Annotated in this window: 27 protein-coding genes; 16 read left to right on the forward strand and 11 right to left on the reverse strand. The window is 67.4% G+C overall.

The features are described from left to right. Positions 1-121 precede the first annotated feature (121 nt). The 3 genes from MF607_RS12195 to MF607_RS12205 all read left to right on the forward strand — a co-directional run bounded on the left by MF607_RS12195 (position 122) and on the right by MF607_RS12205 (position 2,807). Positions 122-1,621 carry a carboxylesterase/lipase family protein gene (locus tag MF607_RS12195; RefSeq protein ID WP_242119095.1) on the forward strand — a complete coding sequence of 500 codons (1,500 nt, stop codon included), beginning with the start codon at positions 122-124 and terminating at the stop codon, positions 1,619-1,621. After that, positions 1,618-2,349: a GDSL-type esterase/lipase family protein gene (locus MF607_RS12200; RefSeq protein ID WP_242119097.1), complete on the forward strand. Its 732-nt coding sequence runs from the start codon at positions 1,618-1,620 to the stop codon at positions 2,347-2,349. Before MF607_RS12195 ends, MF607_RS12200 begins: the two co-directional genes overlap by 4 nt. Positions 2,350-2,474: 125 nt before the next feature. After that, positions 2,475-2,807, forward strand: a complete 333-nt coding sequence (locus tag MF607_RS12205) for a hypothetical protein (protein WP_242119099.1) — start codon at positions 2,475-2,477, stop codon at positions 2,805-2,807. Between the two features lie 52 nt (positions 2,808-2,859). Here the strand turns inward: MF607_RS12205 and MF607_RS12210 are convergent, their stop codons facing one another. The 10 genes from MF607_RS12210 to MF607_RS12255 all read right to left on the reverse strand — a co-directional run bounded on the left by MF607_RS12210 (position 2,860) and on the right by MF607_RS12255 (position 12,432). Next, positions 2,860-3,747, reverse strand: a complete 888-nt coding sequence (locus MF607_RS12210) for an ROK family protein (protein WP_242119100.1) — start codon at positions 3,745-3,747, stop codon at positions 2,860-2,862. A 1-nt stretch (position 3,748) separates the two neighbouring features. After that, positions 3,749-5,620: a M61 family metallopeptidase gene (locus MF607_RS12215; RefSeq protein ID WP_242119103.1), complete on the reverse strand. Its 1,872-nt coding sequence runs from the start codon at positions 5,618-5,620 to the stop codon at positions 3,749-3,751. Positions 5,621-6,020: 400 nt separating this feature from the next. Then, positions 6,021-6,767 (reverse strand): sigma-70 family RNA polymerase sigma factor, encoded by a 747-nt coding sequence (locus tag MF607_RS12220; protein WP_242119105.1) that lies wholly within the window; start codon positions 6,765-6,767, stop codon positions 6,021-6,023. After that, positions 6,764-8,863, reverse strand: a complete 2,100-nt coding sequence (gene flhA / locus MF607_RS12225; protein ID WP_242119388.1) for a flagellar biosynthesis protein FlhA — start codon at positions 8,861-8,863, stop codon at positions 6,764-6,766. The genes MF607_RS12220 and flhA overlap by 4 nt, the downstream gene beginning before the upstream one ends. Continuing rightward, on the reverse strand, positions 8,863-9,762 hold the full coding sequence (locus MF607_RS12230; protein WP_242119107.1) for a lytic transglycosylase domain-containing protein: 900 nt from the start codon (positions 9,760-9,762) through the stop codon (positions 8,863-8,865). The genes flhA and MF607_RS12230 overlap by 1 nt, the downstream gene beginning before the upstream one ends. A gap of 215 nt (positions 9,763-9,977) precedes the next feature. Continuing rightward, complete coding sequence (locus MF607_RS12235) at positions 9,978-10,316, reverse strand: flagellar protein FlgN (RefSeq protein WP_242119109.1); 339 nt, start codon at positions 10,314-10,316, stop codon at positions 9,978-9,980. After that, on the reverse strand, positions 10,303-10,605 hold the full coding sequence (flgM, locus tag MF607_RS12240; protein ID WP_242119110.1) for a flagellar biosynthesis anti-sigma factor FlgM: 303 nt from the start codon (positions 10,603-10,605) through the stop codon (positions 10,303-10,305). Before flgM ends, MF607_RS12235 begins: the two co-directional genes overlap by 14 nt. 101 nt (positions 10,606-10,706) lie before the next feature. Beyond that, positions 10,707-11,237, reverse strand: a complete 531-nt coding sequence (locus MF607_RS12245) for a flagella basal body P-ring formation protein FlgA (RefSeq protein ID WP_242119113.1) — start codon at positions 11,235-11,237, stop codon at positions 10,707-10,709. Then, positions 11,234-11,782: a flagellar motor protein MotB gene (locus MF607_RS12250; RefSeq protein WP_242119115.1), complete on the reverse strand. Its 549-nt coding sequence runs from the start codon at positions 11,780-11,782 to the stop codon at positions 11,234-11,236. Before MF607_RS12250 ends, MF607_RS12245 begins: the two co-directional genes overlap by 4 nt. Beyond that, entirely contained in the window at positions 11,779-12,432 is a 654-nt protein-coding gene (locus MF607_RS12255; RefSeq protein WP_242119117.1) for a motility protein A, read from the reverse strand. The genes MF607_RS12250 and MF607_RS12255 overlap by 4 nt, the downstream gene beginning before the upstream one ends. Positions 12,433-12,626: 194 nt before the next feature. Between MF607_RS12255 and flgB the strand changes: the two genes are divergently transcribed. The 13 genes from flgB (at position 12,627) to MF607_RS12320 (ending at position 23,423) form a co-directional block, all read left to right on the forward strand. Next, positions 12,627-12,977, forward strand: coding sequence for a flagellar basal body rod protein FlgB (gene flgB, locus MF607_RS12260; RefSeq protein WP_056453146.1), 351 nt, complete (start codon positions 12,627-12,629; stop codon positions 12,975-12,977). 3 nt (positions 12,978-12,980) lie between these two features. Further along, positions 12,981-13,388, forward strand: coding sequence for a flagellar basal body rod protein FlgC (gene flgC, locus MF607_RS12265; RefSeq protein WP_242119119.1), 408 nt, complete (start codon positions 12,981-12,983; stop codon positions 13,386-13,388). A 2-nt stretch (positions 13,389-13,390) separates the two neighbouring features. Beyond that, positions 13,391-14,065, forward strand: coding sequence for a flagellar hook assembly protein FlgD (locus MF607_RS12270; RefSeq protein WP_242119121.1), 675 nt, complete (start codon positions 13,391-13,393; stop codon positions 14,063-14,065). Positions 14,066-14,099: 34 nt separating this feature from the next. Continuing rightward, entirely contained in the window at positions 14,100-15,377 is a 1,278-nt protein-coding gene (locus MF607_RS12275) for a flagellar hook protein FlgE (protein WP_242119123.1), read from the forward strand. A 53-nt stretch (positions 15,378-15,430) separates the two neighbouring features. Beyond that, the gene (locus tag MF607_RS12280) at positions 15,431-16,183 is read left to right on the forward strand and encodes a flagellar basal body rod protein FlgF (protein ID WP_242119125.1); all 753 of its coding nucleotides are present in this window, start codon (positions 15,431-15,433) and stop codon (positions 16,181-16,183) included. Positions 16,184-16,195: 12 nt separating this feature from the next. Continuing rightward, a complete protein-coding gene (flgG, locus tag MF607_RS12285; RefSeq protein ID WP_242119127.1) occupies positions 16,196-16,984 on the forward strand; it encodes a flagellar basal-body rod protein FlgG in 789 nt (262 codons plus the stop codon). Further along, the gene (locus MF607_RS12290) at positions 16,965-17,654 is read left to right on the forward strand and encodes a flagellar basal body L-ring protein FlgH (RefSeq protein WP_242119129.1); all 690 of its coding nucleotides are present in this window, start codon (positions 16,965-16,967) and stop codon (positions 17,652-17,654) included. The genes flgG and MF607_RS12290 overlap by 20 nt, the downstream gene beginning before the upstream one ends. 9 nt (positions 17,655-17,663) lie before the next feature. After that, positions 17,664-18,755 carry a flagellar basal body P-ring protein FlgI gene (locus MF607_RS12295; protein ID WP_242119131.1) on the forward strand — a complete coding sequence of 364 codons (1,092 nt, stop codon included), beginning with the start codon at positions 17,664-17,666 and terminating at the stop codon, positions 18,753-18,755. Next, positions 18,752-19,111, forward strand: a complete 360-nt coding sequence (locus MF607_RS12300; RefSeq protein ID WP_242119133.1) for a rod-binding protein — start codon at positions 18,752-18,754, stop codon at positions 19,109-19,111. The genes MF607_RS12295 and MF607_RS12300 overlap by 4 nt, the downstream gene beginning before the upstream one ends. Further along, entirely contained in the window at positions 19,108-20,436 is a 1,329-nt protein-coding gene (flgK, locus tag MF607_RS12305; RefSeq protein WP_242119135.1) for a flagellar hook-associated protein FlgK, read from the forward strand. The genes MF607_RS12300 and flgK overlap by 4 nt, the downstream gene beginning before the upstream one ends. 8 nt (positions 20,437-20,444) lie before the next feature. Continuing rightward, positions 20,445-21,422 (forward strand): flagellar hook-associated protein FlgL, encoded by a 978-nt coding sequence (gene flgL, locus MF607_RS12310; protein ID WP_242119138.1) that lies wholly within the window; start codon positions 20,445-20,447, stop codon positions 21,420-21,422. A 128-nt stretch (positions 21,423-21,550) separates the two neighbouring features. Then, positions 21,551-22,414: a flagellar motor stator protein MotA gene (motA, locus tag MF607_RS12315; protein WP_242119140.1), complete on the forward strand. Its 864-nt coding sequence runs from the start codon at positions 21,551-21,553 to the stop codon at positions 22,412-22,414. Between the two features lie 4 nt (positions 22,415-22,418). Beyond that, positions 22,419-23,423 carry a flagellar motor protein MotB gene (locus tag MF607_RS12320; protein ID WP_242119143.1) on the forward strand — a complete coding sequence of 335 codons (1,005 nt, stop codon included), beginning with the start codon at positions 22,419-22,421 and terminating at the stop codon, positions 23,421-23,423. 9 nt (positions 23,424-23,432) lie between these two features. On the opposite strand, the gene MF607_RS12325 is transcribed toward MF607_RS12320, so the two are convergent. Then, positions 23,433-26,237: a porin family protein gene (locus tag MF607_RS12325; RefSeq protein WP_242119146.1), complete on the reverse strand. Its 2,805-nt coding sequence runs from the start codon at positions 26,235-26,237 to the stop codon at positions 23,433-23,435. Between the last annotated feature and the right edge of the window lies 1 nt (position 26,238).

The following is a 26,238-nucleotide window of genomic DNA, read 5'->3' on the forward strand; positions in this document are numbered from 1 at the left end:
GCCCCGCAACGCAACGGTTCCGTATGCGGACACCCCCTCCACCAGCTTCGCTGGTCCCCCTCCCCGTGCCGGGGAGGATTTGCTAACCGCGCATCAGCGACGACACACAGGGGCATCGGCGATGAAGGCAATCTGGGCATCTCTCTTCCTCGCCGCGGCGACCCCCGCCGTCGCACAGGAAGCCACGCCGCCCGCCGCGCCCGTTCCCCCGCGCGTCTCGGTCTCGGGCGGCATCGTCGAGGGCAAGGCCGAGCCCGACCGCATCCTCTTTCGCGGCATTCCCTTTGCCGCCCCGCCGCTCGGCGCCAACCGCTGGCGCGAACCGCAGCCGGTGGTCGAATGGCTCGGCATTCGCACCACCACCGCACAGGCGCCCGCCTGTCTCCAGAACGACTATGGCTGGAACCATGCCGACCATGTCTATGCCGCCGAGGATTGCCTGACGCTCGATGTCGGCACCCCCGCGCTGACCGGCAAGCGCCCGGTGATCGTGTGGATCCATGGCGGCAGCAACCGCGCGGGATCGGCGGGCGACATGGCGCTGTCGGCGATCGGCAAGCGCGACGTCGTGGTCGTCGCCATCCAGTATCGGCTCGGCATCTTCGGCTTCCTGCCCCACCGTGCGCTGGCGGCGGAGGCGAACGGGACCGGCGGCAATTACGGGCTGATGGACCAGATCGCGGCGCTGCGCTGGGTCCGCGACAATATCGCCAAGTTCGGCGGCGACCCCGACAATGTCACCATCGCCGGCGAAAGCGCCGGGTCGCAGGACGTGTCGCTGTTGCTCGCCTCGCCGCTCGCGCGCGGCCTGTTCGCCAGGGCGGCGATGGAGTCGGGCACCCCCGGCTTCGGCCTGCCATGGCGCCCGCTGAAGGAAGCGTTCCGCATCGGCGACCAGCTCGACGTGCTGCTCGGCACCCGGGGGACGGCGGCGCTGCGCAGCGCCTCGCCCGCCGCGCTGCTGGCGGCCGACCTGAAGCTGCACGATGCGAAGCTGACCGCCGACGACTATCTGTACCTGCGCACGACGATCGACGGCGCGGTGCTGCCCGACACGCCCGACCGGTTGTTCGTCACCGCGCCGAAGCGCCCGGTCCTGCTTGGCAGCAACATGCTGGAACTCGACCTGCCCGGCGGTCGCCCGGCGCGCGACGGCTTTGTCGACCTGTCGTTCGGGAACAATGCGGAAGGCGCGCGCACCTTCTACCGCCTCGACGACCCCGATCCCGTCGCCCATCCGCGCATGGGCAGCCGCGACCAGCAGATCGCCACCGACGCCACCTTCCGCTGCCCGGCGGGCACGCTCGCCAACCTCCTCGCCGGCCGCAACTGGCCGGTCTGGCGCTATGAATTCGACATGGCGGGCGATGGCGGGTCGGGCCGCACCGCCCATGCCGCCGAGATCGGCTATATCTTCGCCGATCGCCGCGTCGGGCCGGTGTCGATGCAGGACTATTGGCTTGCCTTCGCCGCGACCGGCGACCCCAATGGCGAGGGTCGCCCGGCATGGCCGCGCACGACCAAGGGCAAGCCCGCCAATATCCTGTTCGACGCCCGCGGCGCCACTGCGCGCGACGGCGACATTCGCCCCGAAATCTGCCGCCTGGCGGGATCGCTATGACTCCCGATCGCCGTCATTTCCTCGGCCTCGCCGCCGGTGTCGCGCTGCTTCCCGCCACCGCCTGCGCGCAGGAGGAAAGCTATGAGGTCAAGCGCCAGCGGCAACTCGCGACCGACTGGCCGTGGCTCGGCCGCTACGCCGCCGACAATGCCGCGCTCGCCGCGTCGGGCAAGCCGACCGACATCGTCTTCATGGGCGATTCGATCACCGAAGGCTGGGTCGGCAAGCGCCCCGAATTCTTCCGCGCCGGCCGGGTCGGGCGCGGGATCAGCGGGCAGACGACGCCGCAAATGGTGCTGCGGATGATGGCCGACGTCATCGCCCACCGCCCGAAATTCGTCCACATCATGGCCGGCACCAACGACATCGCCGGCAATACCGGGCCAATGACGCCGCAGCAGACGCACGACAATCTGGCGATGATGGCGATGCTCGCGCAGGCTGCGAAGATCGGCGTGCTCCTTGCCAGCGTGCCCCCGGCGGACGGCTTTCCATGGCGCCCCGGTCTCGCCACCGTCGCGCCGATCCGCGCGCTCAATGCCTGGATCAAAACCTATGCCGCACAGACGGGCGCGACCTTTGTCGACTATACGCCGGTGCTGGCGACGCCCGGCGGCGCGATGAAGCCTGGCTTCGCCGATGACGGCGTCCACCCGACCGCCGCCGGCTATGCCGCGATGGAGGCGGTGCTGACGCCCATCCTGCGTGCGAAGCGCCTGGCCGTCTGACAAGCTGAACGGACCCGCCGCCGCCGCGACATTCCGACACAATTTTCGCGGGTTGGCGACAAACCCTTGCGACACGCGATCCCCATTTTCTGTTCAGCCCAAGGGGTTCGAACAGGAGAAAGTTCATGAAGAAGTTCGCACTGATGCTCGCCGGCCTCGGCGTCGCCATGACCGCGCTGCCCGCCGCCGCCCAGCCGTGGCAGTCGGTCAACCAGCGTCAGGCGCAGATCGAGCGCCGCATCGATCAGGGCATCCGCAGCGGCGCGCTCAGCCGCCGCGAAGCGACCAACCTGCGCGTCGAATTCCGCCAGATCGCGCAGCTCGAACAGCGCTATCGCCGGTCGAACGGCCTGTCGATGCAGGAACGCCGCGATCTCGACCGCCGTTTCGACGCGCTGGCGTACAAGGTCCGCGTCGACAAGCGCGACCGCAACAACCGCCCGGGTTATCGCCGGTAAGGATCGAAACCAGGACCGTATCCCCGCGCAGGCGGGGGTACGGGTACGTCACCTATCCCCCCGCGACGAACGCCCCTATCAGCCCGGCATCCTCACCCAGCAGCCCCGGCACCACCACTGCCGTCGTCATCGGGGTCAGCAAGTTCGCCCGCACCCGCGCGTCGAGCGCCGCGATCAGCGCGGTCGCATTGGCCAGCCCGCCCCCGACCGGCACGATCGTCGCCGACACGGCATGGAGCAGCATCGCCAGCGGTCCGCCGACCAGATCGCACCAGTAATCGACTGTCGCCACCGACTGCGCGTCACCACCCTCCGCACCGCGCGTGATCGTGATACTGTCGGCATCGACCCCGTGCAGAAATCGGTGCAGCCGTTCCAGCCCGCGCGCGCTGCCGATCGTGTCGAGACATCCCTTCAGCCCGCAGCCACAGGCGAACACCGGATTGGCCCCCGGCGCGATGCGGCTTTCCGGCACGACCTGCCCATGGCCCCATTCGCCGCCGATCCCACCGGCACCGCTGACGATCCGGCCGTGCTCGACCAGTCCGCCGCCGACTCCGGTGCCGAGGATGATGCCGAACACCCGCGCATGCCCGGCCGCGACGCCGCGCGCCGCCTCCGCCAGGACGAAGGCATCCGCATCGTTCACCACCCGCACCGGCACCCCCAGCGCGGCGGACAGTTCCTCGCCCAGCACGCGCCCGTCGATGCAGCGGATATTGGCGCTGGTGACGATGCCCGAATGTGGATCGACCAGCCCGGCGGTCGCGATCGACACCCGGTCGCACGCCACCGCCGCCAGCGCATCGGCAAATATGCCAACGAACGCAGTCCAGTCGTCGACCGGCGTCGGCAGCTTCCGTCGCCCGCCGATCGTGCCTGCATCGTCGAACGCGGCGATGTCGACGAATGACCCGCCGACATCGGCGCAGAGTCGCATGCTACGCGCCCAGCCAGGCCTTGCGGAACGCCTTCTGCCGCGCGGTCGGCGCCTGGCCGACCGTCTCGCCGCGCACCACCTCCAGCGTCGGATCAGCCGCCGGGGTCAGCGTCACGCTATGTTCGGTGCCGAACCGGCGATAGCGTAGTTCGACCGGCGCGCCCGGCTTCAGCGCCGCGACCGCCGCATTCCACGCCGCGCCATTGGCGATCGCCTGCCCACCGACCGCGACGATCACGTCACCCCGGTCGAGCCCGGCGGCGAACAAGGGCGAATTCTGCGCGGGTGGGAAGGTCAGCGTCACCCCCTCCGCCTCGTCGCTCGCCGCCGTCCGCCCGATCCAGCCACGCGTCGGCGCGGCAGGCCGCAGCACCAGCCCGGCCTGGGCCAGCAACGGCGCGAAATCGGGCAGGCCGCTGCCATCGATCGACCGTGCGAAGAACGCATCGGCAAAGCCCTGGTCCCCCGTCGTCGCGGCCAGCGCCGCGCGCAGATCGGCGGGGGTATAGGCCTGTTCGTTCCGGCCATGCCGCGCCCACAAGGTCCGCATGAAATCGTCGAGGCTCTTGCCCGCGAAACGCTGCCGCAGTTCGAGGTCGAGTGCCATGCCGATGATCGCGCCATAGGGGTAATAGGACACGAAGATATTGGGATCGACCGGATCGATCGAGCGCGCGGCATCGACGAACGGCGCGCGCAGGCTCATCTCCTGCGGTGACGCATTGATCCGCGCCGCAATCCGCGCCGGATTGTTGACGATGCCGCTCAGCATCGGCCCCATCTCGTCCAGATATTCGTCGACGCTGGACAGCCCCGCGCGCCGGATCGACAGCGGCCCGTAATAGCTGGTGAACCCCTCGGCCAGCCACAGCGACGGCGTGGGATTGGCGCGGGAGAAGTCGAACGGCTCGAGTTCGGCCGGACGGATGCGCTCGACGTTCCAGCTATGGAAGAATTCGTGCGCCAGCGTGCCCAGCTGGTCGTCCTTCGCCTCGGCGAGCGACTGCGCGTTGGTGATGATCGTCGAGTTGCGATGCTCCATCCCGTCGCCGGTGATCGACGGGCGGTAATCGGCGATGAAGGTATAGCGGCCGAAATCATAGGGCGCGGGCGCGCCGAAGATGCGGATCTGCTCGCGCACCACCCGCTTCGCCTTCTCGGTATAGCGGTCCATGTCGGCGGCGCTGCCGTCATGATGCAGCGCGAGGCGATAGGTCTTGCCGCCCTCCTGCCATTCGCGGACCATATGGTCCGACAGCTCGGTCGGGCTGTCCATGAAATATTGCAGGTTCGGCGCCCAATAGGTGTCCGCCGCATCGCTTTCGGGCAGCTGCGTCGCGACCTTCCATTTCGGGTCGGGGCGCTGGAAGCGCACGCGGATCGGTTGCGCATCGTAACCGCTCGCCCACAGGAAGGTCGCCGGCATGTTCAGGTGCGCATGGCTGGTGTCGATCTGCGCATATGTGCCGTCGCCATGATCGGCGAACAACGTGTAGGTGACCACGACCGTGCCGTCATGCCCCGCGACGCTCCAGCCATAGGGGTCGCTGCGCGTCAGCTTCAGCGGCCGTCCGGCGCCGTCGGTGGCGATGACGTCATAGACGTTCTTGGCGAACTCATGGATCGCATAGCGCCCCGGCGACGACCGCGACATCTGCACGCGCAAGGGGCCAGCGGGCACCCCGGTCCAGGTCGCGGTAATCCGTGCGCGGTGATGCGCGACCTGCGGGAACGACACGTCGTAGCGCACCTTCGCCGCCATGCCCGGATCGCGCTGGCCGGGGGCGGGGGCAGGATGCACCGGCGCGGTCTGCGCCAGCGCGGGGAGCGCGATCGAGGAAGCGAGCAGGGCGGCGAACAGCGAACGGACCATGGAGGCTCCCCCGGGGAAAGATCGCAGCCTTCTAGGCCGGGAGGAGGAAGTTTTGGAAGCGCTTTGCCGCGTGCGCCACGCTGCTCGGTGCCCCGCCGTCACCCCCGCGACAAACGATGTGCGAGCTTTCGCTGTGGCATTGCCCGCACCGGGGAGGGAACGGCGCAGACCGCCGCTTTCCTACAGTACAGCCGCTACGCTATCATCCGCCCGCTCTTTCCCATCGCCAAACCCCGATGCCATACCGAGCTCGACCCGGGGGCGTGCTTTCGGAGGGGACGACCGACCAGCCGCACCCGCCGCGCGTACTGCGCACGAGTGTGAACTTCGTGAACTTTGGACGCCAGGACGGGGCCGGACCCAAGTCCGACCCCGCCCAAACCGCAGCAATTACAGCTTGTTACCCCGCCGCGCGCGCCAGCGCCTTTTTCAGCTTCTCATGCGCCGATTTCTTGATCTGGCAGATCCGCGCCGCACCGACGCCCAGCACCTGCCCGATTTCCTCGAGGTTCAGTTCCTCGACATAATAAAGCTGGATGACCTGCGCCTCGCGTGTCGGAAGCGCGGTGATCGCGGCGATCAGCGCCTCGCGCAGCTCGCCCTCCGCCAGCGCCTCGAACGCATCGGGGCCATCGTCCATGAACCACGGCGCTTCGTCGGTATAGACGTCGTCGATCGAATCGAACTGCACCGACTGGACATCGGCATAGTCGGTGCGCAGCTTGGAGAGCGGCACGTCCAGCCGCGCGGCGATCTCGGCCGGCACCGGCGCGCGGCCCAGTTCCTGCGTCAGCACCGACACCGCCTTCACATAGTCGCGCCGCCGCTTCATCGCGCCGCGGCTGATCGTCGCCTGCCGCCGCAGTTCGTCGATCATCGCCCCGCGCAGCCGGGTGGCGAGATATTGTTCGAACGTGACCGATCCGCGATCCTCGAACATCGGCACCGCTTCGACCAGCGCGACCAGTCCGACCTGCACCAGATCCTCGACATCGACCATACTGCTCATATGGCCATGGACATGCCATGCGATCCGCCGGACCAGCGGCAGATGCTTGCGGACCAGCGCGTCGGCATCGTTCGGTCGGGCACGGCGCGTATAGGTCGCGGCGTTCAGCTCGGGCTGGGGAAAGAAGGGGGCGTTCATGCGGGGATGGCCTCCGGGGCGCCGATGACGGCGACGACTTCGACTGCCTTGTCTTCGGGAACTTCGAAGAAGCTCATGACCGGGGTGTCGGGCAGGCACGACTTGACCAGCTTGCGCACCGCGACCCGGATCGACGGCTGCACGACCAGCGCGAACGGCTTGGCCTCGGCCATCAGCGGCTGGGCGGCATGGGTCAGCGCGTCGACGATGCGGCGGCCCAGATCGGGCTCGATCGCGTTGCGCCGCGACGGATCGCCGCGCATCGCCTGTCCCAGCAGCGCCTCCAGCTGCCCTTCGAGCGTCATCACGCGCAGCGGCTCGCGCACCCCGCACAGCTTCTGGATGATCAGCGCGCCCAGCTCGGGCCGGATCAGCTCGACGATCTCGTCGGCATCCTGCGTCCGCTGCGCGGTGACGGCGATGGCGGCGGCGATGCGGCGGAATTCCTTGAGCGGGATATTCTCGGCCAGCAGCGCGCGCAGCACCTGCGTCAGCGTGGTGAGCGTCAGCGGCTGCGGGCACAGCGCCGCCACCAGGCTCGCGGCACGGTCCTTCAGGCCGTCGAGCAGCGCCTGCACCTCGTCCGGGCCCAGCAGCTCGGTCGCATTGACGGTCAGCACATGGTTCAGGTGCGTCGCGATCACCGTGCCGGCATCGACCACCAGATAGCCGGCACCGGTCGCGGCATCGGCATCGCCCGGCTGGATCCAGATCGCGTCCAATCCGAAGGTCGGGTCCTTGGCGGTCTTCCCCTCGAGGAACCCGCCGACCGCCTGGCCGGTGTCGAGCGCCAGCATCTCGGTCGCCGACGCCATGTCCTCGCCGACGACCACGCCGCCGATCGAGATGCGATAGGTATAGGGGGCGAGGTTGATGTCGTCGCGCACCTTCACCTGCGGCACGACGAAACCCAGATCCTTGGACAGCTGGCGGCGGACGCCGGTGATCCGGCTCATCAGCGGCGCGCCCTTGCGCTCGTCGACCAGCGGCACGAGGCCGTAGCCGATGTCGAGCATGATGTGGCAATTGTCGTTGACCTCGTCCCAGCCGATCTTCGACAGGTCGGCCGGTTCGGGCAGCGCCTCGACCGGCGGGGCGGGGGGCGGCGCGTTCTTCATCTTGCCGAGCTTCCACGACGCGAAGCCCGCAATGCCGGCGGCGGGCGCCAGCACGAGGAACGGCATGCCCGGCAGCATCGCCAGCAGGCCGAGGATGCCGGCGACCGGCGCCCAGGTACGGTGCGACGCGAACTGCGTCCCGATCTGCCCGGCAAGGTCCTGCGAAGAGGTCGAGGTAACGCGGGTGACGATGGCGGCGGCGGCGATCGACAGCAGCAGCGAGGGCACCTGCGCGACCAGCGCGTCGCCGATCGCGAGCAGCACATAGGTCTGCGCCGCCTGGCCGACCGCCATCTGGTGGCTGACCACACCGAGGATCAGGCCGCCGACGATGTTGATGGCAAGGATCAGCAGGCCGGCGACCGCGTCGCCCTTCACGAACTTCGACGAACCGTCCATCGCGCCGTAGAAATCGGCTTCGGCGCCAGTCTCGATCCGCTTGGCACGCGCTTCGTCGGGGGTGATCAGGCCGGCGTTCAGGTCGGCGTCGATCGCCATCTGCTTGCCGGGCAGGGCGTCGAGGGTGAAGCGCGCCGACACTTCGGACACGCGACCGGCACCCTTGGTCACCACGATCATGTTGATGATGATCAGGATCGAGAAGACGAAGAGACCGACGACATAGTCGCCGCCGATCAGGAAGGTGCCGAACGCCTCGATGACATGGCCCGCCGCCGCTTCGCCCTCATGGCCATGGACCAGCACGACGCGGGTCGATGCGACGTTGAGGCCGAGGCGGAACAGCGTCGCGAACAGCAGCACGGTCGGAAAGGCGGAGAAGTCGAGCGGCTTCTGCGCGTTGAGCGCCACCATGAGCACCGCGATCGAGATCATGATGTTCATGACGAAGAAGATGTCGAGCATGAACGCCGGGATCGGCACGACCATCAGCAGGACGAGCAGCAGGATCGCGGCGGGCAGCGCCGACCCGCGCAAGGCGGGCAGGATGCTCTTGGGATTGCTCAGGATCGCCTGCATCATGCGGCTCCCAGATTGGCGAGGATCGAATAGGCGAGCCGCGCCGATTCAGGGGTCGGGCGATACAGCGACGCCATCTGCGCCGGGTTTGCCGTCACGTCGCCGCCACGGCTGCGCACGACGTTCAGATTGGCGATGGTCGATGCCAGCCAAGCCTCGTCGCCGCCCTGTGCCTCGTTGCCCATGATGACGTCGCCGCCAAAGCCGTTCAGCATTACCGCCGGTTGCTGCATCCGGTTGACCGGGAAGCCGCCATCCTCCACGCCGCTGCCGCCGACGGCCTTCGCCCCGCGGTCGAGCTTCGCACTCATCCGTTCGTAGATTTCGCCGAGCGAGCGCGGCTGGCCGCCGGGCGCGAAGAAGATCGACCGGTTGGCACGGGCGGCGGCGGGGAACATCGCGGCGGCCGACCGGTCGGGATTGGCCTGCATCGACGTCAGGAACTGGCGCGCGCCGCCCAGCCCCAGGAAATGCGCCATATACAGGTCGGTACCGGTCGCATTACGGCCCAGCGCGCCTTCGAGCGCGGACTTGTTGTCGGCGGCATGTTCGGCGGCCATCAGCGACGATGCCTGCGGATCGCTGCGCAGGTTCAGGATCGCGCGGCGGGTGGCGGGGTCGGCGACATAATAGCGGCCGTTGCTGCCCTGGCGGATGCTGTCCGATGCCCAGCCCATGCCGTGCTCGGCGCCATGCGCCTTGACCACGCCCAGCCAGCTTTGCTCGACGAACTGGTACAGGCCGGTGGCGGACGAGGTCGCGGCGCGCGCATTGGCGTGCAGGCCGCTCTCGACCTGTGCCTGACCCAGCAGGTAATTGAAATCGATACCGGTCCGCGCGCTCGCCGTCGCGATCGCGCTATGGACGTTGGACCTTGCTTCTACCGGAACGACATTCATCGGGCTGTGCTTCGCTTCCCCTGTTCGGGGAGCCACACAGCAAGCGACGTGCCAGTTTTGCATTTGCTGCTTCCGCGCTGCGAAGCACGCACCATCCGCCCCGCCCCGAACGTCATCCCAGCGCAGGCTGGGATCTTGGGGTTATAGCGCGCAGCAAGCGCCGCATGGGACCCCAGCCTGCGCTGGGGTGACGTGCCAGACTGCTGGTGCAGCGATCACCGATACGCCGCAGCCGCCGAGCGCTGCGCCGAGGCGGCAATCCCCGGCCGGTAGGCCGGCAAACCGCCGCCGGTCAGCTGCTCGATCCGGCGCCGGACATTGGCCGACATCAGGTTGACATAGATCCGCGCGGTCTCGTTCAGCCGCTGCGCTTCGCGCGCCAGCGTTTCCAGCTCGGCGTCGAGCGGCACGTCGTCATTGGCGGCAACCGCCTCGATCCCCTGCAGCTTCATCGCCGTCGCGGTTTCCAGCGCGGTGACGTCGTTCGCCTGCATCGCGGCGATCTCCGCATGCAGGCTGTCGATGATCTGGATCAGCGCATCACGCCGGTTCATTGCTGTTCCAATCGAGTTTCAGGGCGATGAGCCGGTCGGCGATGGTGGCGGGCGACAGGGGGAAGCGGCCTTCGGCGATCGCCTTGCGGATCGTCGCGACCCGGTCGGTATCGACCGGCGGCGATGCCGACATGGCGGCGGCGGTCGTGCCCCCCGACAGGAGGGCGACGCCGGTCTTGGGCGTGCCCTCCGCCGGCGGTGTCGCCGCGGCGCGCGTCTGTCCGTCGGTGCGTGCGATGGCACGCTGCCCGATCGACGTTACCGGCCTTGAACCGACTGAATCCACCATGTCCCCGTCCTTCGCGAACTGCTGACATGAGGAGAAACGACGCCTTCCCGAACTTCTTTAGCAAAAATTACTGCGGATCGATTTTTTTCGATGCCGCCGCTCTACCGCCCGAAGCCGGGCAGGGCGGCACGACCCGATTCCATCGCGATCGCCTGGATCGGCGGCTTGGCGGGGTCGACCTTGACCATCAGCCGCCCGCCGACCGGCGCGTCGCTCATCGCCACGCCGTCGCGGGTGATCGAAAAGCCTTCCGCCCCGGCTTCGATCATGATCGGGTCGCCGCGGCGGATCACCGGTTCGGGCTTGGCGGTGGCGGCGGCGACTGCCGGGGCGGCGCGCTCGGGGACGATACGGGTCAGGCGGCGGACCGGGACATAGACTTTCCAGGCCGGCGCCATGCAGCTGATGACCACCGCATCCTGCCGTTCGGACAGCCAGTTGAATTGCGGCATCGCGCATTTCGCCAGCTTCAGCCGCGGATCGACCGGCATCTGTGCGCCGCCGTCCATGCCGATGCTGGCACCGGTGAACTGCACGACCGCTTCATCGAGCTGCGCGGTCGACTGGAAATTCTGCGCCGCGACGGCGGGGGCGGCGGTCAGCGACAGGATGGTCAGGATCGGACGGATCATTGGTCGGCTCCATGGACGGGGGCGGCAACCGGCGCCTGCCGGTCGGCAACGGCTTGCCGGTCGCCGGCAAAGCCCAGGTCGATCTGGACGCCCCGGCTGCCGGTGGCGGGCGGGGCGAAGGCGAGCTGGTCGGGCTGTACCGCACCATCGGCGACCAGCGCCGTGGCGACGGTCCGCGCGCGGTCGCTGGCGAGGATCGCGGCGCTGCCGGTCAGCGGGTCGACATCGCCGTCGGTGCCACCGGTCAGGGTGACCTTGACCCGGGGATCGGCAGCAGCGGCGCGGACGAAGTCGAGCGTCCGGCCATAGCCTGCCGGCATTGCCGCCGACCCGGTCGCGAACCCGTCGACGATCCCGCGATCCAGCGTCATCGGCGCGGCATCCGCATCGAAGCCCGCACGGATGCCGGCGGCCAGCGCCTGCCGGTCGACCATCTGCGACGCTTGCAAAAACACGAAGAACCCGACCAGCAGCAGCGACAGATCGGCCAGCGTCGTCAGCCAGAGCGGTCGTCCCGGCGCGACGTCGAAACGCGACAACTTCATTCCGCCGCCTCCCGGAAATGCGGCCGTTCGCGCCGGGCGAGCGCGACCAGCGGGCCTTCGAAGCGGCTGCGTTCGAACGCCTCGATCCGTGCCATCTGGCGCAGCCGCCCGGCGATCGGCATGCCGATCAACGCGGCGACGATCGCGCCGTACAGCGTCGACAGCAGCGCGACCGCCATCGCCTTGCCGATCGCGGTCGGATCGGTCATCGCCATGAACATCTGCACCAGCCCGACCAGCGTGCCGATCATACCCAGCGCCGGGGCCAGCTCGGCGACCGCCGCCCACATGTCGGCGGCGGCGAGGTGGCGTTCGGCGCGCGCGGCGTTGCGGTGGCTCAGCGTCTCGCCGACCGCATCCGGCCCGGCGCCGTCGACGATCGCGGCGATCGCTTCGGCGATATCGGGATCGGCGATCTGCGACCGGTCGAGCGTCAGCACCCCGTGCCGCCGCGCGATCCGCGCCAGCGCGGCAATCTGTTCGATGCCGGCATCGGCCGAAAACGGGCGACGCGGCAGGGTGGCGAGCGCGCGGATGGCGCGACCCAGATCGGCAGGCGGCGTGCGGATCGCGATGGTCAGGATGGTCCCGCCGATCACGAACAGCGCAGCCAGCGGATCGGCATAGGGGGCAAGCAGCGACAGGTTCATGCCCGCCTTGCTGCAAGGGCGATGCCAGTTTGGCGGCGGCAAGCGCTTGCCGGGCCGCGGCGGGCGGTTGCCGCGATCATGGTTAAGGTCGCACGTATTCCGATCGCTCACCCCGGCCGGACGAATTTGGCACGCGCTTTGCTGTGTTCCATGGGGACGCGCATCCGGCGCGCCGCTCAGGAGATTTCGGGCCGATGGCCGACAACGCTCTGTTCGGGATACATGGGGCCGCGCTGGAGGTGCGGGCGCAGCGCATGGGGATGCTGGCGTCGAACATCGCCAATGCGTCCACGCCCGGGTTCAAGGCGAAGGACGTCGACTTCCGCGCGGCGCTGGCCGGGGCGGAGCGCGGCGGCAATGTCGATGGCGCGATCGATCGCAACACGCTCTATCGCCTGCCGGTGCAGCCCTCGATGGACGGCAACACCGTCGAACTGGTGACCGAACAGACCGCCTTCGCCGAGAACGCCGTCGCGTATCAGACGACGCTGGCGTTCCTGAACGGCCGCATCTCCACCATCACCCGCGCGCTGAAGGGGGAATAAACGATGCCTGCGCCGATGAGCATCTTCGAAGTATCGGGCCGCGCCATGTCGGCGCAGCTCGTGCGGATGAACACCACCGCGTCGAACCTCGCCAATGCCGGCGCGGTCGCGACGACGCAGGACACCGCCTATCGCACGATGAAGCCGGTGTTTCGCACCAGCTTCGACGCGGCGTCGGGCCTCGCCACCGTCGACGCCCGCGAAGTGGTGAAGGCGGGGGAGGCGCCGGCCAAGCGCTACGACCCGAGCAATCCGCTCGCCGATCCCGAGGGCAATGTCTGGGAAGCCGCCGTCGACGAACCGCGCGAGCTGGTCGACATGCTCGATGCCGCCCGCACCTATCAGAACAATGTCGAGGTGATGTCGACCGCCAAGTCGCTCATCACCGAAACCCTCCGTCTGGGACGCTGATCATGGCCACTACGTCTGTCCAGAACCTGCCGCAGCTAAGCGCAACGAACCAGGCGGCGGCGAAGTCGAAGCTGGGTCAGCGCTCGCTGGGCCAGGACGATTTCCTCCGCCTGATGACCGCGCAGCTGCAATATCAGGACCCGTTCAACCCGACCGACAACGGCCAGATGGTCGCGCAGATGGCGCAATTCTCGTCGCTGTCGGGCATCACCGAAATGAGCTCGACGCTGAAGACGCTGGCGGCGAAGCTGGGCGGCAACGGCACCAGCGACGCCGTGTCGTGGATCGGCAAGGCGGTGCTGACCGACAGCCCGACTGCCAGCGCCGACAACAACGGCAACGTCAATGGCGCGGTCGAACTCGACGGCGATGCCGCCAAGGTCGATCTCGAAATCCGCGACGCCAGCGGCGCGATCGCGCGCACCGTGTCGATGGGCGCACAGCCCAAGGGCATGGTCGACTATCAATGGGACGGCACGACCGACAGCGGCCTTCCCGCCGGCACCGGCCCCTACACCATCTCGGTCGCCGCGTCGGATTCGACCGGCGTCGTGGTCAAGGCACGCAACCTCGCCTGGGCGGGCGTGTCCTCGGTGATGCCCAATGGCGGCAAGCCGACGCTGACGCTGTCGAACGGGTCGCAGGTCGCGGCCGACACCGTCCGCAAGATCGCCTGAACCCTCTTCTCAAGAATTCCCGCAGGAGCCTAGCATGTCCTTCTATACCTCGCTCTCCGGTCTCAAGGCCTCGCAGGTCGACATGGCGTCGATCTCGCACAACCTCGCCAATGTCGGCACCACCGGTTTCAAGAAGAGCCGCGCCGAATTCGCCGACGTGATCGCGTCGAACCTCGCCGTCGCGCCGACGCAGATGGTCGGTTCGGGTACGGTGGTGAAGGGCAATCGCCAGCAGTTCGGCGAAGGCAATCTCGTCCAGTCGTCCTCGTCGCTCGACATCGCGATCGCCGGTGACGGCTTCTTCGCGCTGAAGCCCGATCCCAACAAGCAGGGCCTGGCCTTCACCCGCAACGGTTCGCTGCGCGTCGACGCCAACCAGTTCGTCACCGATGCGCAGGGCGCGCGGCTGCAGGTCTATCCGGTCGACGGCAACGGCAACGTCATCGCCACGACGCGCGCGTCGCTGACCGACCTCGTGCTCAACGGCACCTCGGGCAAGCCCAAGGGCACCGACGAAGTCACGCTCGGCATGAACATGAACGCCCGGTCGATCGTGCCTTCGACCACCCCGTTCAGCCGTTTCGACTCGAGCAGCTACAACGAAGCCATTTCGACCACCGTCTATGACGGCGCGGGCAATCCGATGACCATGACCACCTACATGGTGCGGACCACCGCCCCGAATACCGATGCAACGAACCTTACGAGCACGTGGGAGGCACACAGCTTCGTCGGTGACCAGGCGATGACGTACGGCGCCAACAATACGCCCTCGGTAACGGTCCAGTTCAACGCGGCCGGCGAACTTGCCACGGCGGTCGAGCAAGATTTCAACTCGTTCATGCCCGCCAGCGGCATCGCCCAGCAGCAGATCAAGCTGACCATCCCGACGACCACGGTCTCGACGACCAAGCCGTTCAAGGTGTCGACCCAGCTGCAGGACGGCGTCGAGGTCGGCCGCCTGCAGGGTGTGACCATCAACGAAAAGGGCATCGTCACCGCCAGCTATTCGAACGGCGATACCAAGCCGCTCGGCCAGGTCGCGATCGTCAACTTCTCGAACGCGGCGGGCCTGCGCCAGATGGGCAACAGCAACTGGCAGGCGACGGGCTTGTCGGGCGATCCGACCTTCGCCAGCTCGGGCGAGAACGGTGCGGGCTCGCTGATGTCGGGCATGATCGAAGGGTCGAACGTCGACATTACCGAGGAACTGGTCGGCCTGATCGCCGCCCAGCGCAATTTCCAGGCGAATTCGAAGGCGCTCGACACCTCGAACCAGATCACGCGCTCGATCCTCGACCTGCGCGCCTGATCGAACTGGCATGGCCCTTGCTGTGAAGCAGGGGTCATAACACGGAGGCTTGGATGGACCGGCTGGTCTATACTGCGATGTCGGGACTGCGCGGGCACATGGCGTCGCAGGCGACGATCGCGAACAACATCGCGAACGGGTCGACGATCGGCTACCGCGCCGACAAGGTCGATTTCGAGCAGTTGTTGCTGAAGGGCAAGAACGGCGAGCTCGAATCGCGCTCGCCTTCTTCGGAGGAAGTGCGCGACATGGATCGCCGTGCCGGGGCGATCCTTGCCACCGGCCGTCCGCTCGACATCGCGGTAGAGGGCGACGCGTGGATCGCGGTCCAGGGCCCCGACGGCACCGAAGCCTATACGCGTCGCGGCGACCTGCAAATCACTGCCGCCGGCACGCTGGAGACCGGCGATCGCTTGCCGGTCATGGGCGTCGGCGGTCCGATCACGATACCGCCGGCCCAGTCGATCAACATCACCGCCGATGGCCGGGTGATGGTCGTGCCGCAGGGATCGCCCCCCGGCACGCCCGATCAGGAGGTCGGCCAGATCAAGCTGGTCAGCACCGCCGGCAGCGACACGGTCAAGGGCATCGACAATCTGCTGCACGTCCGCGGCGGCGGCGCGCTGCCGGGCGACATGACCGCCAAGGTGCGCGGCGGCGCGCTCGAACAATCGAATGTCAACATGACGCAGGCGCTGGTCGACATGATCGAGAACCAGCGGTCGTACGAAGTGCAGGCAGGCATGCTCAAGCAGGCGAAGGAGATGGATGAATCCTCCGCCAACCTGATGCGCGTCCAGAGTTAAGGGGAACAGGACATGGCAAACGCCGCACTGCATATCGCGCGCACCGGGCTGGATGCCCAGGACACGCGGATGCGCGTCATCTCGAATAACCTGGCGAACGTCAACACGACCGGGTTCAAGCGCGACCGCGCCTCGTTCGAGGCGATGAGCTACCAGATCATCACCGCGCAGGGTGCCGCCTCGACGCAGGAATCGCGTTATGCGACCGGCCTCAACCTCGGCACCGGCGTCCGTATCCAGGGTACGGCGAGCATCCAGACGCAGGGTTCGCTTGCGACCACGGGCAATGCGCTCGACATGGCGATGGAAGGCGACGGCTTCTTTCAGGTGCAGATGCCCGGAGGTCAGCTCGGCTATACCCGTGCCGGCAACTTCACCCGTTCGGCCGAAGGGCTGCTGGTCACGACCGAAGGCTATCAGGTGATGCCGGGCATCACTTTGCCCGAGGGCGCGACGTCGATCACCATCGGCAATGACGGCACCGTCAGCGCGACCATTCCCAACCAGACCGAAGCGACCGCGATCGGCCAGATCCCGGTCGCGCTGTTCGCCAACCCGGCGGGGCTGATGCCGGCCGGCGACAATTTCCTGACCGAAACCGCCGCATCGGGCGCGCCGCAGCTCGGCGTCGCCGGCCTCGAAGGGCGCGCCCGCATCCGGCAGGGGATGCTCGAAAGCTCGAACGTCAACGTCGTCGAGGAACTCGTCGACATGATCGAGACGCAGCGCGCCTATGAGGTCAATTCGAAGATGATCTCTGCCACCGACGAAATGCTGAAGTATGTCAATCAGAACATCTGACGCCACACGCGTCGTCGCGTTCGCTCTGGTGGTACTGGCAGCGATGCCCGCCGACGCCCGCCCGCTGTTCGGCCGGAAGGCGCCGCGCGAATCCTATGCCGCGACGCCGGCCGCCGCTCCGGTCATGCCCGTCGTCGCCACCGGCGCGATCTTTCAGGTCGAACAGGGCTATGCCGCGCTCTATGAGGGCTGGCGCGCGCGCAAGGTCGGCGATCCGCTGACCATCACCCTGGTCGAACGCACCAGTGCGTCGAAATCGGCGGGATCGAAGCTCGACAGCAATGGCGGCTTCTCGATCACGCCGCCCTCGGTCGGGCCGCTGTCGTTCGACCCGAACATCGCCAAGGCATCGGGCGGCCGCAATTTCGGTGGCACCGGATCGGCCGATCAGACCAATGCGCTGTCGGGCGAACTCTCGGTCACCGTCGCCGAAGTCTATCCCAATGGCACGATGCTGGTGCAGGGGCAGAAGCGCGTGACCTTGAGCCGCGGGGACGAGGTCGTCGCGATCAAGGGCATCGTGCGCACCGCCGATGTCGATGCGAACAACCGCGTGCCGTCGACCCGCGTCGCCGATGCCCGCATTTCCTACACCGGCAAGGGCGATGTCGCCCGCGCCAGCCGGCAGGGGTGGCTCAGCCGCTTCTTCCAGGTCGTCAGCCCGTTCTAGGTTCCGCCCATGCGCTTCCTGCTCGCCATCCTCGCCGCCGTCCTGATGATCGCGCCCGCCTCGGCGGAGCGGGTCAAGGATCTCGGTCGCTTTCAGGGTATCCGGTCGAACCAGCTGACCGGCTACGGCATTGTCGTCGGCCTGCCCGGCACCGGCGACGACAATCTCGAATATACCGTGCAGTCGGTGAAGGCGATCGCCTCGCGCATGGGGCTGCAACTGCCGCCCGGTGCCAATCCGGGGCTGAAGAACGCGGCAGTCGTCCTCATCACCGCCGAGTTGCCGCCCTTCGCCAAACCCGGCCAGCGGCTCGACGTGACGGTCGCTTCGATGGGCAAGGCCAAGTCGCTGCGCGGCGGTGCGCTCATCATGACGCCGTTGCTCGGGGCCGATGGCCAGATCTACGCCATGGCGCAGGGAAATCTCGCGGTCGGCGGTCTCGGGGCCGAGGGTGCCGACGGGTCGAAGATCGTCGTCAACATCCCCTCGACCGGCCGTATTCCTGAAGGGGCGACGGTCGAGCGCATGGTCGATACCGGTTTCGCGACCGCGCCGACGCTGACCTTCAATCTGGCGCAGGCCGACTTCACCACCGCACAGAATGTCGCCGGCGCGATCAACCGCCGCTTCGGTGCCGGTACCGCGACCGCGATCGACGCGGTATCGGTCGCGTTGCGTGCCGCGCCCGGCGCCGACACGCGTGCGATGCTGATGAGCGAGGTCGAGAACCTCTCGGTCGATCCGGCCGAGACCGCCGCGCGCGTCATTGTCAACGCCCGCACCGGAACGGTCGTCATTAACTCGGCCGTCCGCGTCGCGCCCTCGGCCGTGACGCATGGCAAGCTGACCGTGAAGATCGACGAGAATCAGCGCGTCAGTCAGCCCGCACCCTTCAGCCAGGGCCAGACCGCGGTCGAGCAGAAGAGCGGCGTGACCATCGAGCAGGAGGTCAAGCCGATGTTCGTGCTCGCGCCCGGGCCGAAGCTTGCCGATGTGGTGAAGGCGATCAACGCCATTGGCGCATCGCCCGCCGATCTGGTCGCAATCCTCGAGGCGCTGAAGGAATCGGGCGCGCTCAAGGCCGAGCTGGTGGTGCTGTGAGCGTGATCGGCGCGACGACCGGCATCGGGGTCGACACCAGCCGCATCGGCAACAAGGACAATCTGAAGGCTGCCGGGGAGCGGTTCGAATCGGTCTTCACCGGCATGATGCTCAAATCGATGCGGCAGGCGAAGCTGGCCGACACGCTGTTCGACAACAAGGCCGCCGGCCAGTTCCGCGACATGTGGGATCAGAAGGTCGCCGAGAATATGTCGGTGTCCACCCCGCTTGGAATCGGCAAGGCGATGACCGAGTTTCTGGCTCGGTCACAGATGGTTAACGGGACCGATGCCAATAATCCCGCTCAAGCCCGGACCGATTCGGCCGTTACCCCGGGTGAAGGGAAGAGCGGATGAGCGACCTGCTGTCGATCGGGGCAAGCGGAGTCAGGGCCTATCAGTCGGCCCTGACCACGACGTCGGACAATATCGCGAACGCCGGCACCACCGGGTACGTTCGGCGGACGACGTCGCTTGCCGAGGTCGGCGTGGGTTCGTCGCGGCAGATCACGGGCAGCGGCGTGACCGTGACCGGGGTTGCGCGTTCGGCAGATATCTACCGGTCGCAGGAGGTTCGCCAGTCGAACTCCGACGTATCACGCAGCGATGGCGGCATCGTGTGGATGGCGCGGATCGAGGACGCGCTGACCAGCCGCGCGCTGACCGATCGCATGACCGCCTTCTTCAACAGCGCCACTACCCTGTCCGCCGATCCGTCGGCCGATGCTCCGCGCCGGTCGATGCTGGAAGCGGCGGAAAGTGTCGCCCAGGCATTTTCGGGCACGATCGGCGCGCTTGACGAAACGGCCGCCAATCTCGCCCTCAACGCCGATAATGCGGTGAGCAAGCTCAGCAACAACGCGGCCGTGCTGGCGCGCATCAACGACGGCCTGTCGCGCGTGTCGAAAGGGTCGGCAGGCGAGGCGCAGCTGCTCGACCAGCGCGACCGCATGCTCGACGAAATGAGCGAGATGACCGATATCGACGTCAACTTCGATACGACCGGTCGCGTGACGGTGCGCGCGGGCGGCGCCGACGGCCCGCTGCTGGTCCATGGGATCGAGGCGTCGACCGTCCGGTTCGAACGCGACGAGGACGGCGCGCCGGTGTTCACGACGATGCGTGGCGGCACCGAAACCATCTTGATCCCGCGCGGAGGTTCGCTGGCCGGCATGGTCGACGGTGCCAAGCGGATCAGCGACATGCGCAAGGAAGTGGTCGCTGTCGCCAGCGATTTCGTGCTCGACGTCAACGGCGCCTTTGCCCTTGGCGAGGATCTGAACGGCGAGGCGGGCGCCGCGATGTTCGCGATGGAGCCGACCGGCCGCGTCACCCGCACGCTGGGCGATCCTGCCAAGATCGCAGCGGCAACGCCCGGCGAGGGGCCGCGCGACAGCGGTAACCTGTCCAACCTGTTCGATGCGCGTCGCAACGGCCTGTTCGAACAGCGCGTCGTCGCGCTGCAATCGAGCAACGGGTCGGCGCTCAACGCGCGCAAGACCATTGCCGAGGCGCAGGGCGCGATCCGCGATTCGGCGGTCGACGCACGCGATTCGTCGGCGGGCGTGAACCTAGACCAGGAGGCGGTGAACCTGATGCGTTTCCAGCAGGCCTATCAGGCGTCGAGCCGCGTGATCCAGGTCGCGCGTGAGACCTTCGATACGCTGTTCGCGATCCGATAGGACCAGCCATGCAGATTTCCACGGCCAACTTCTACAATCGCGCGACGAACCAGATGACGCGGCTGAACGCCGACCTCAATCGGTTGAACACCGAATTGTCGACGCAGAAGCATCTGAAGGTCGCGTCGCAGGATTCGGCATCGTGGATGATGCTGGGCGGCATCAAGAAGGACGAGGCGGATTCGAACGCCTTCCGCTCCAACATCACCTTGTCGCGCGGTCTGCTGGCGCAAGCCGATACCGCGCTCGGCAATGTCGACGAACGGCTGGTGCGCGTGCGCGAGCTGACCGTGCGGGCCGGCACCGACACGCTGAACGCCGAGGACAAGGTCGCGATCGCCAACGAACTCGACCAGATCCGCGAAGGACTGCTGGCGATCGCCAACAGCCGCGACGTGCGCAACCATCCGGTGTTCGGCGGAACCGGCGACGTCGCCTTCACCAAGGACGATACGACCGGCGCGATCACCTATACCGGCAACGCATCGGTCGCGAACGTCCGCATCGGCGATGCGAGCCAGATGCAGGTCGGCATCGACGGCAGCCGGGTGTTCAGCGGTGCCAATGGCGGCGTCGATATCTTCGCGCTGATCGACGATCTGAAGGCGGCGATGGAGATGCCGACCGAAGCGCCGGCGGTCGACCCGGCGGTACCGGTCGACCCCGACGCTCCTCCCTTCGACGTCGATGCCGCGCGCAAGGCCTATACCGCCAAGATCAACACCGCGCTCGGCAAGCTCGATACCGCCGAAGCGCAGGTGACGTCGGCGCGTGCCGCCAACGGCGCCCGCGCCGCGCGGCTGGAGATCGAATCGAGCCAGCTCGACAATATCGGTATCGACCGTGAGGAAGCGCGCAGCGCGCTCGAAGATACCGATATCTCGACGACGATGGTCGAATTTCAGAAGACGCTGACGATTCTGAGCGCGACCCAGGCCAGCATTTCCAAACTGGCAGGCATGTCGCTGTTTAACTATCTGAAGTGACGCTGGCCGCCCGGTCTCTTGGTAAATTGGCGGGCGGTAACGATTTCTCGACGTCTATCGGCGAAAAGGGACGGGTGATGCGACGCGGACAGCGCCGCAACGGTTCGTAACCCAGGGGCAAGCGCCATATGTTTCCCGCCATCGGCTTCGTCGTTCTCATTGCCATGGTGTTCGGCGGGTTCGCCTTTACCGGCGGCGACCTCGGCCCCGTGCTGCACGCGCTCCCGCACGAAATGCTCATCATCGGCGGTGCGGCGGTGGGCGCGCTCATCATCGGCAATTCGGGCCGAGAGCTGAAGGGCATGGGCGGCGGCTTCATGAAGGTCCTGAAAGGGCCGAAGTACAAGAAGCAGGATTATCTCGACGCGATCTTCCTCGTGTCCAAGCTGATGAAGATGCTCCGTGCCGAAGGGCCGATCGCGCTCGAACCGCATGTCGAGGATCCGAAATCCTCGTCGGTGTTCGGGGAGTATCCGCGGTTGATGAAAGATCACACGTTGGTAAACTTAATTGCCGATACGTTGCGCCTCGTCGTCGTGTCGTCGGGGACGCTCGACGTGCATGCGGTCGAGGAGGTCATGGATAACGCCATCAAGACCCATCACCATGAGGAACAGGGGCCGCAGGCGACGCTGCAGGGCCTCGCCGACGCGCTGCCCGCGCTCGGCATCGTCGCGGCGGTGCTCGGCGTGGTCAAGACCATGGGATCGATCGACAAGCCGCCGTCGATCCTGGGCGGCATGATCGGGTCGGCGCTGGTGGGCACCTTCCTCGGCATTCTGCTCGCCTACGGGCTGGTCGGGCCGCTTGCCGGGCGGTTGCAGCAGGTGATCGATGTCGACGCCGCCATCTATCACACCGTCAAGCAGATCATCATCGCCTCGCTCCACGGCCATCCCCAGCCGCTGGTGATCGAAGCCGCACGTTCGGGCATCCCGCACCACAACCAGCCCGGATTCGCCGAAGTCTTCGACGGCCTGCGCGGACGCTGATCCCATGGCGAAGGCACCGCACGGCAATAACCAGCCGCCGCCCGTCATCATCGTCAAGAAGATCATCGCCGAGGGCCATGGCGGCCATCACGGTGGTGCGTGGAAGGTCGCCTATGCCGACTTCGTGACGGCGATGATGGCGTTCTTCCTGCTGATGTGGCTGCTCGGCGCCACGACCGAGAAGCAGCGCAAGGGGCTGGCCGATTATTTCACGCCGTCGCTGGTCGAGGTGAAGGCGGGGTCGGCGGGATCGAACGGGCTGTTCGGCGGCGAATCGATCGTCGACAAGGACAGCTATCCGCACCGCGCCGCGCAGACGGGGACGCGGTCGCTGACCATCCCCGTCGACGCCAATGGCGGCGCACAGGTCGGATCGGGCGAGAAGGGCCGGTTGAAGAACAAGGCCGAAATGGCCGAGGCCGATCGCAAGGCGTTCGAGCGGATCAAGCGCGAGTTGCGGCAGAAGCTGGAATCGAGCCTCGAGCTGCGCAAACTGGCCAAGAACGTCCGCATCGTGCCGACACATGACGGGGTGCGCATCGACCTGGTCGACAATGCCGATTATTCGATGTTTGCGCTCGGCACCACCGCGCTCGCGCCCGAAGCGTCGAAGCTGATGGCGCTGATCGCCGATACGGTGAAGGACCTGCCCAACACGATCATGATCCGGGGGCACACCGATTCGGTCGCCTATGGCCGGCGCGAGACAATGAACAACTGGATGCTCTCCTCGGGCCGGGCGGAGGCGACGCGCCGCCGCCTCGCGATGGCAGGGGTCGGCGAGCGCCGCTTCGAACGGATTGAGGGCGTGGCCGATCGCGAGCCGATGGTGGCCAAGGACCCGTTCGACCCGCGCAACCGCCGCGTCGCCATCACCCTGTTGTATCAGGAGACGGCAGGCTTTGGCGGCCGCCGCATGGCCAGCACCGACAGCGACGCACCGGAGCGCGCCGACGTGCCGCGGCCCGGTGCCGAACGCTCCGGCGAGGAGCGTTCGGAAGCGCACTGATCGGCCGGGTCAGAAGAACAGCTTGCGGAAGGTCAGCCGCACGACCCGCCCCGTCGGATCGAGATAGCCGGGCTGATAATTGATCGGCACCGTGCCATTGGCGTCGGTCACCCGCTGCCGCGCATTGAACAGATTGTCGACGCCCAGGCTGATCCGCGCGCCGCGCAGCCAGCGATTGTCGCGCACCAGCCCCGGCTGTTGCCCGAGTTCGATCCAGGAGCGCAGCCCGACGCGTGCCAGCCCGCCGAAATTCAGCGTCTGGCCGGTGCCGCTGGCGCCGCCATTGACCTCGGTCGCCGATCGCCAGTTGACGGTGACGCGTGCGCCCAGTCCGTCGCGGACATAGCCGCCATTGAAATCGATCTGATGGCGCGGTGTCCCGCCATTGTCGTCGACCGCGTCGCCATCGAGCAGGTTCAGTTGCGGCAGCCCGTCGCGGATCACGATCGTGTCGGTCAGGTTCACGCTGTGATACACGCCGAACCACAGCCGGCCGCCGCCACCACCACCCCCGCCGAAGCCGCCGCGCCCGCCGCCCGGTCCGCCGAACCCGCGTCCACCGCCACCGCCACCGCCGCCGGGACCACGGTCGGCGCCGGGGCCGCGACCCTCGCCGGGCGGGGGCGGCGGCGTGCCGGCGGCTTCCGCCGCTTCGCGTTCGGCGCGACGCCGTTCCATGAAGGCCTGCCGCGCCGCCTCCGCCGCACGCGAGCGCGCGGTGGTGATCCGCTTGGCGAAGTTGATGCCGTAGCGCAGCACGCTGCTGTCGGCGCGGGCGAAATTGACCGGGCGGTTGTCGACGCGGGTCAGCACGCCGGTCGCCGGATCGCGGGTAAAGCGGTCGGGGAAGGCGTCCTGAATCTCGGCGGTGATCGTCGGGAAGGTGCGGATCGGGTTGTCGGTATGATTGTTCGTGTAATCGAACTGGAACGAGATATCGCGCTCGCTCCACGGCTTCAGGTTGACGCCCAGCTTCAGCACGCGGCTGTCGCTTTGCACCAGGTCCGGGTTGCCGCCGCTGATCGAGGTCACGTCGACCGTCTGCCCCAGCACATAGTCGAAGCGGCGGACGAAGGGGGTGGTGATGAGCGGGTTGCCAAGCTGCTGTTGCGATGGCGCATTCTGTTCGTGGCTGACCGACGCAAGGATGCGCAGCGGCGTGATCGGCTGCCAGTTGAGGCCGTAGCCATAGGAGGTGAGCGTGCCGAAGTCCGACAATTGTTCGACCTCGGCATTGCCGTTCAGCGACAGCCGCCCGAGTGCCGACAGGACTTCGCGCGCGGCATTGGCGATCGGCAGGTCGATATTGGCACGCACCGATCCGCTGTCGCGACCCAGATCGGCGGCGCTGGCCAGTCCCGCGCGGACCGAATCGCTGCTGAAATCGCTGGTCGTCCCGGCGATGCGGATGCTGGTGCTGGCGTCGCCGGCGGGCAGCGAGAAGGGCGACCCGGCGACCAGCGCGTTGATGCCGGCAATGCTTGATACCGACTTCGCACGATCGGTGGTGCGGATCAGATTGCCGAGATCGCCGAACGGGCTGAACGTGCCCGCGCCGACCGCCGTCTGGATATCGGTTACGTCGACGCCGCGTTCGGTGCGGGTGCTGGTGTCGATCCGGTCGTAATTGCCGTTCACCGTCCAGCGCCACCGGCCGATATCGCCGTTCAGCGCAAAGCCGAGATTGGCGGTGGTCGTCTCGCCATTCTGCACCAGCGGGCTTGCCTCGGCATAGCGGCGGACGATCACGTCGCTGGCAAAGGGCGAGAAGGGCGTGTTGCCCGGCAATGTCAGCGAGATGGCGGGCAGGCCGAGCAGCGATTCGGTACGATTATGCTCGACGCGCCCGGTGACCGTCGCCGCGACATTGCCGAAGATGCTGCGCGCATAGACGCCATTGGCGGAAAAGCGGTCGACCGCGCCCGACAGCGTCCGGTACGGCGTCGTGTCGGTGACGCGCGGCGTGTTGGCCCCGGCGGCGAACCCGGTCAGCGTCGGCGTGCCGTCCGGCACCGCCGCGACGGTGACCGGCGTGCCCGCCAGGGCGCTCAGCGCCGGATCGATCGCCGCGCCATTGGTGATGCCGGTGACGTTGCCGATCAGGTCGTAGGGCGTGCCGGAGGTGTTGGGAATGATGCCGCGTTCGCTTTCCAGCAAATTGCTGGTCGTTTCCGCCTGCAGATTCAGGTTGAAGCGCTTATCGCGGTCGATGCGGACCAGCCCGCCCTCGACCTCGACATTGCTCGACCCGCCTTGCGTGGGCACGCTGCCCTGCAATTCGCCGGTATAGCTGCGGAAACGCGGGCGCAGGACGAAGTTGATGACCTTCTGGTCCGAGCGATAGCCATATTTCAGCGCGACTTCCTCGGGCAGGATGTCGACGCGCAGGATCGCCTCGGTCGGCAGGTCGCGGATTTCCTGAAAACCCGCCGATCGCCGGCCGTTGACGAGGAACACCGGCTGTCCGCCGCGCACCGATTGCAGCTGCGGGGCGAGTTCGGCGACCAGTTCCGCGACCGAGCTGACGCCGTAGGAGCGGATATCGGCCGGCGACAATTGCAGTTCGGGCTTGATGTCGCCGGGCACCGATCCGGGGGGCGGGCGGCCGGTTACGACGATCTCTTCGGCTTCGCTTTCGATATCGGTGCCGCCCGCGCCCGCCGGATCGGCCGGTTCACCCGGCTGCGGCGTCGTCGGCGCCTGCGCGGCCGGAGTCTGGGTGGTCCCTGCCACCGGGGCGGTTGGGGCAGTCTGTGCCGCCAGCGCCGCCGGTGCCGTCCCCAATGCCAAAACCGCCAATGTCCACCGCGCCATG

The sequence above is a fragment of the Sphingomonas lacusdianchii genome (assembly GCF_022664395.1).
Lineage (GTDB): Bacteria > Pseudomonadota > Alphaproteobacteria > Sphingomonadales > Sphingomonadaceae > Sphingomonas > Sphingomonas lacusdianchii.

Bases quoted from the DNA above. Each gene is read 5' to 3' on its own strand.
- MF607_RS12245 (WP_242119113.1), bottom strand. From the start codon at position 11,237: ATGATCCGTCCGATCCTGACCATCCTGTCGCTGACCGCCGCCCCCGCC.
- flgM (WP_242119110.1), bottom strand. From the start codon at position 10,605: ATGGTGGATTCAGTCGGTTCAAGGCCGGTAACGTCGATCGGGCAGCGT.
- MF607_RS12220 (WP_242119105.1), bottom strand. From the start codon at position 6,767: ATGAACGCCCCCTTCTTTCCCCAGCCCGAGCTGAACGCCGCGACCTAT.
- flhA (WP_242119388.1), bottom strand. From the start codon at position 8,863: ATGCAGGCGATCCTGAGCAATCCCAAGAGCATCCTGCCCGCCTTGCGC.
- flgC (WP_242119119.1), top strand. From the start codon at position 12,981: ATGCCTGCGCCGATGAGCATCTTCGAAGTATCGGGCCGCGCCATGTCG.
- MF607_RS12290 (WP_242119129.1), top strand. From the start codon at position 16,965: ATGTCAATCAGAACATCTGACGCCACACGCGTCGTCGCGTTCGCTCTG.
- MF607_RS12325 (WP_242119146.1), bottom strand. From the start codon at position 26,237: ATGGCGCGGTGGACATTGGCGGTTTTGGCATTGGGGACGGCACCGGCG.
- MF607_RS12205 (WP_242119099.1), top strand. From the start codon at position 2,475: ATGAAGAAGTTCGCACTGATGCTCGCCGGCCTCGGCGTCGCCATGACC.
- motA (WP_242119140.1), top strand. From the start codon at position 21,551: ATGTTTCCCGCCATCGGCTTCGTCGTTCTCATTGCCATGGTGTTCGGC.
- flgK (WP_242119135.1), top strand. From the start codon at position 19,108: ATGAGCGACCTGCTGTCGATCGGGGCAAGCGGAGTCAGGGCCTATCAG.
- flgL (WP_242119138.1), top strand. From the start codon at position 20,445: ATGCAGATTTCCACGGCCAACTTCTACAATCGCGCGACGAACCAGATG.
- MF607_RS12275 (WP_242119123.1), top strand. From the start codon at position 14,100: ATGTCCTTCTATACCTCGCTCTCCGGTCTCAAGGCCTCGCAGGTCGAC.
- flgB (WP_056453146.1), top strand. From the start codon at position 12,627: ATGGCCGACAACGCTCTGTTCGGGATACATGGGGCCGCGCTGGAGGTG.
- MF607_RS12320 (WP_242119143.1), top strand. From the start codon at position 22,419: ATGGCGAAGGCACCGCACGGCAATAACCAGCCGCCGCCCGTCATCATC.
- MF607_RS12210 (WP_242119100.1), bottom strand. From the start codon at position 3,747: ATGCGACTCTGCGCCGATGTCGGCGGGTCATTCGTCGACATCGCCGCG.
- MF607_RS12250 (WP_242119115.1), bottom strand. From the start codon at position 11,782: ATGAAGTTGTCGCGTTTCGACGTCGCGCCGGGACGACCGCTCTGGCTG.
- MF607_RS12270 (WP_242119121.1), top strand. From the start codon at position 13,391: ATGGCCACTACGTCTGTCCAGAACCTGCCGCAGCTAAGCGCAACGAAC.
- MF607_RS12200 (WP_242119097.1), top strand. From the start codon at position 1,618: ATGACTCCCGATCGCCGTCATTTCCTCGGCCTCGCCGCCGGTGTCGCG.
- MF607_RS12280 (WP_242119125.1), top strand. From the start codon at position 15,431: ATGGACCGGCTGGTCTATACTGCGATGTCGGGACTGCGCGGGCACATG.
- MF607_RS12255 (WP_242119117.1), bottom strand. From the start codon at position 12,432: ATGAACCTGTCGCTGCTTGCCCCCTATGCCGATCCGCTGGCTGCGCTG.
- MF607_RS12235 (WP_242119109.1), bottom strand. From the start codon at position 10,316: ATGAACCGGCGTGATGCGCTGATCCAGATCATCGACAGCCTGCATGCG.
- flgG (WP_242119127.1), top strand. From the start codon at position 16,196: ATGGCAAACGCCGCACTGCATATCGCGCGCACCGGGCTGGATGCCCAG.
- MF607_RS12195 (WP_242119095.1), top strand. From the start codon at position 122: ATGAAGGCAATCTGGGCATCTCTCTTCCTCGCCGCGGCGACCCCCGCC.
- MF607_RS12295 (WP_242119131.1), top strand. From the start codon at position 17,664: ATGCGCTTCCTGCTCGCCATCCTCGCCGCCGTCCTGATGATCGCGCCC.
- MF607_RS12215 (WP_242119103.1), bottom strand. From the start codon at position 5,620: ATGGTCCGTTCGCTGTTCGCCGCCCTGCTCGCTTCCTCGATCGCGCTC.
- MF607_RS12230 (WP_242119107.1), bottom strand. From the start codon at position 9,762: ATGAATGTCGTTCCGGTAGAAGCAAGGTCCAACGTCCATAGCGCGATC.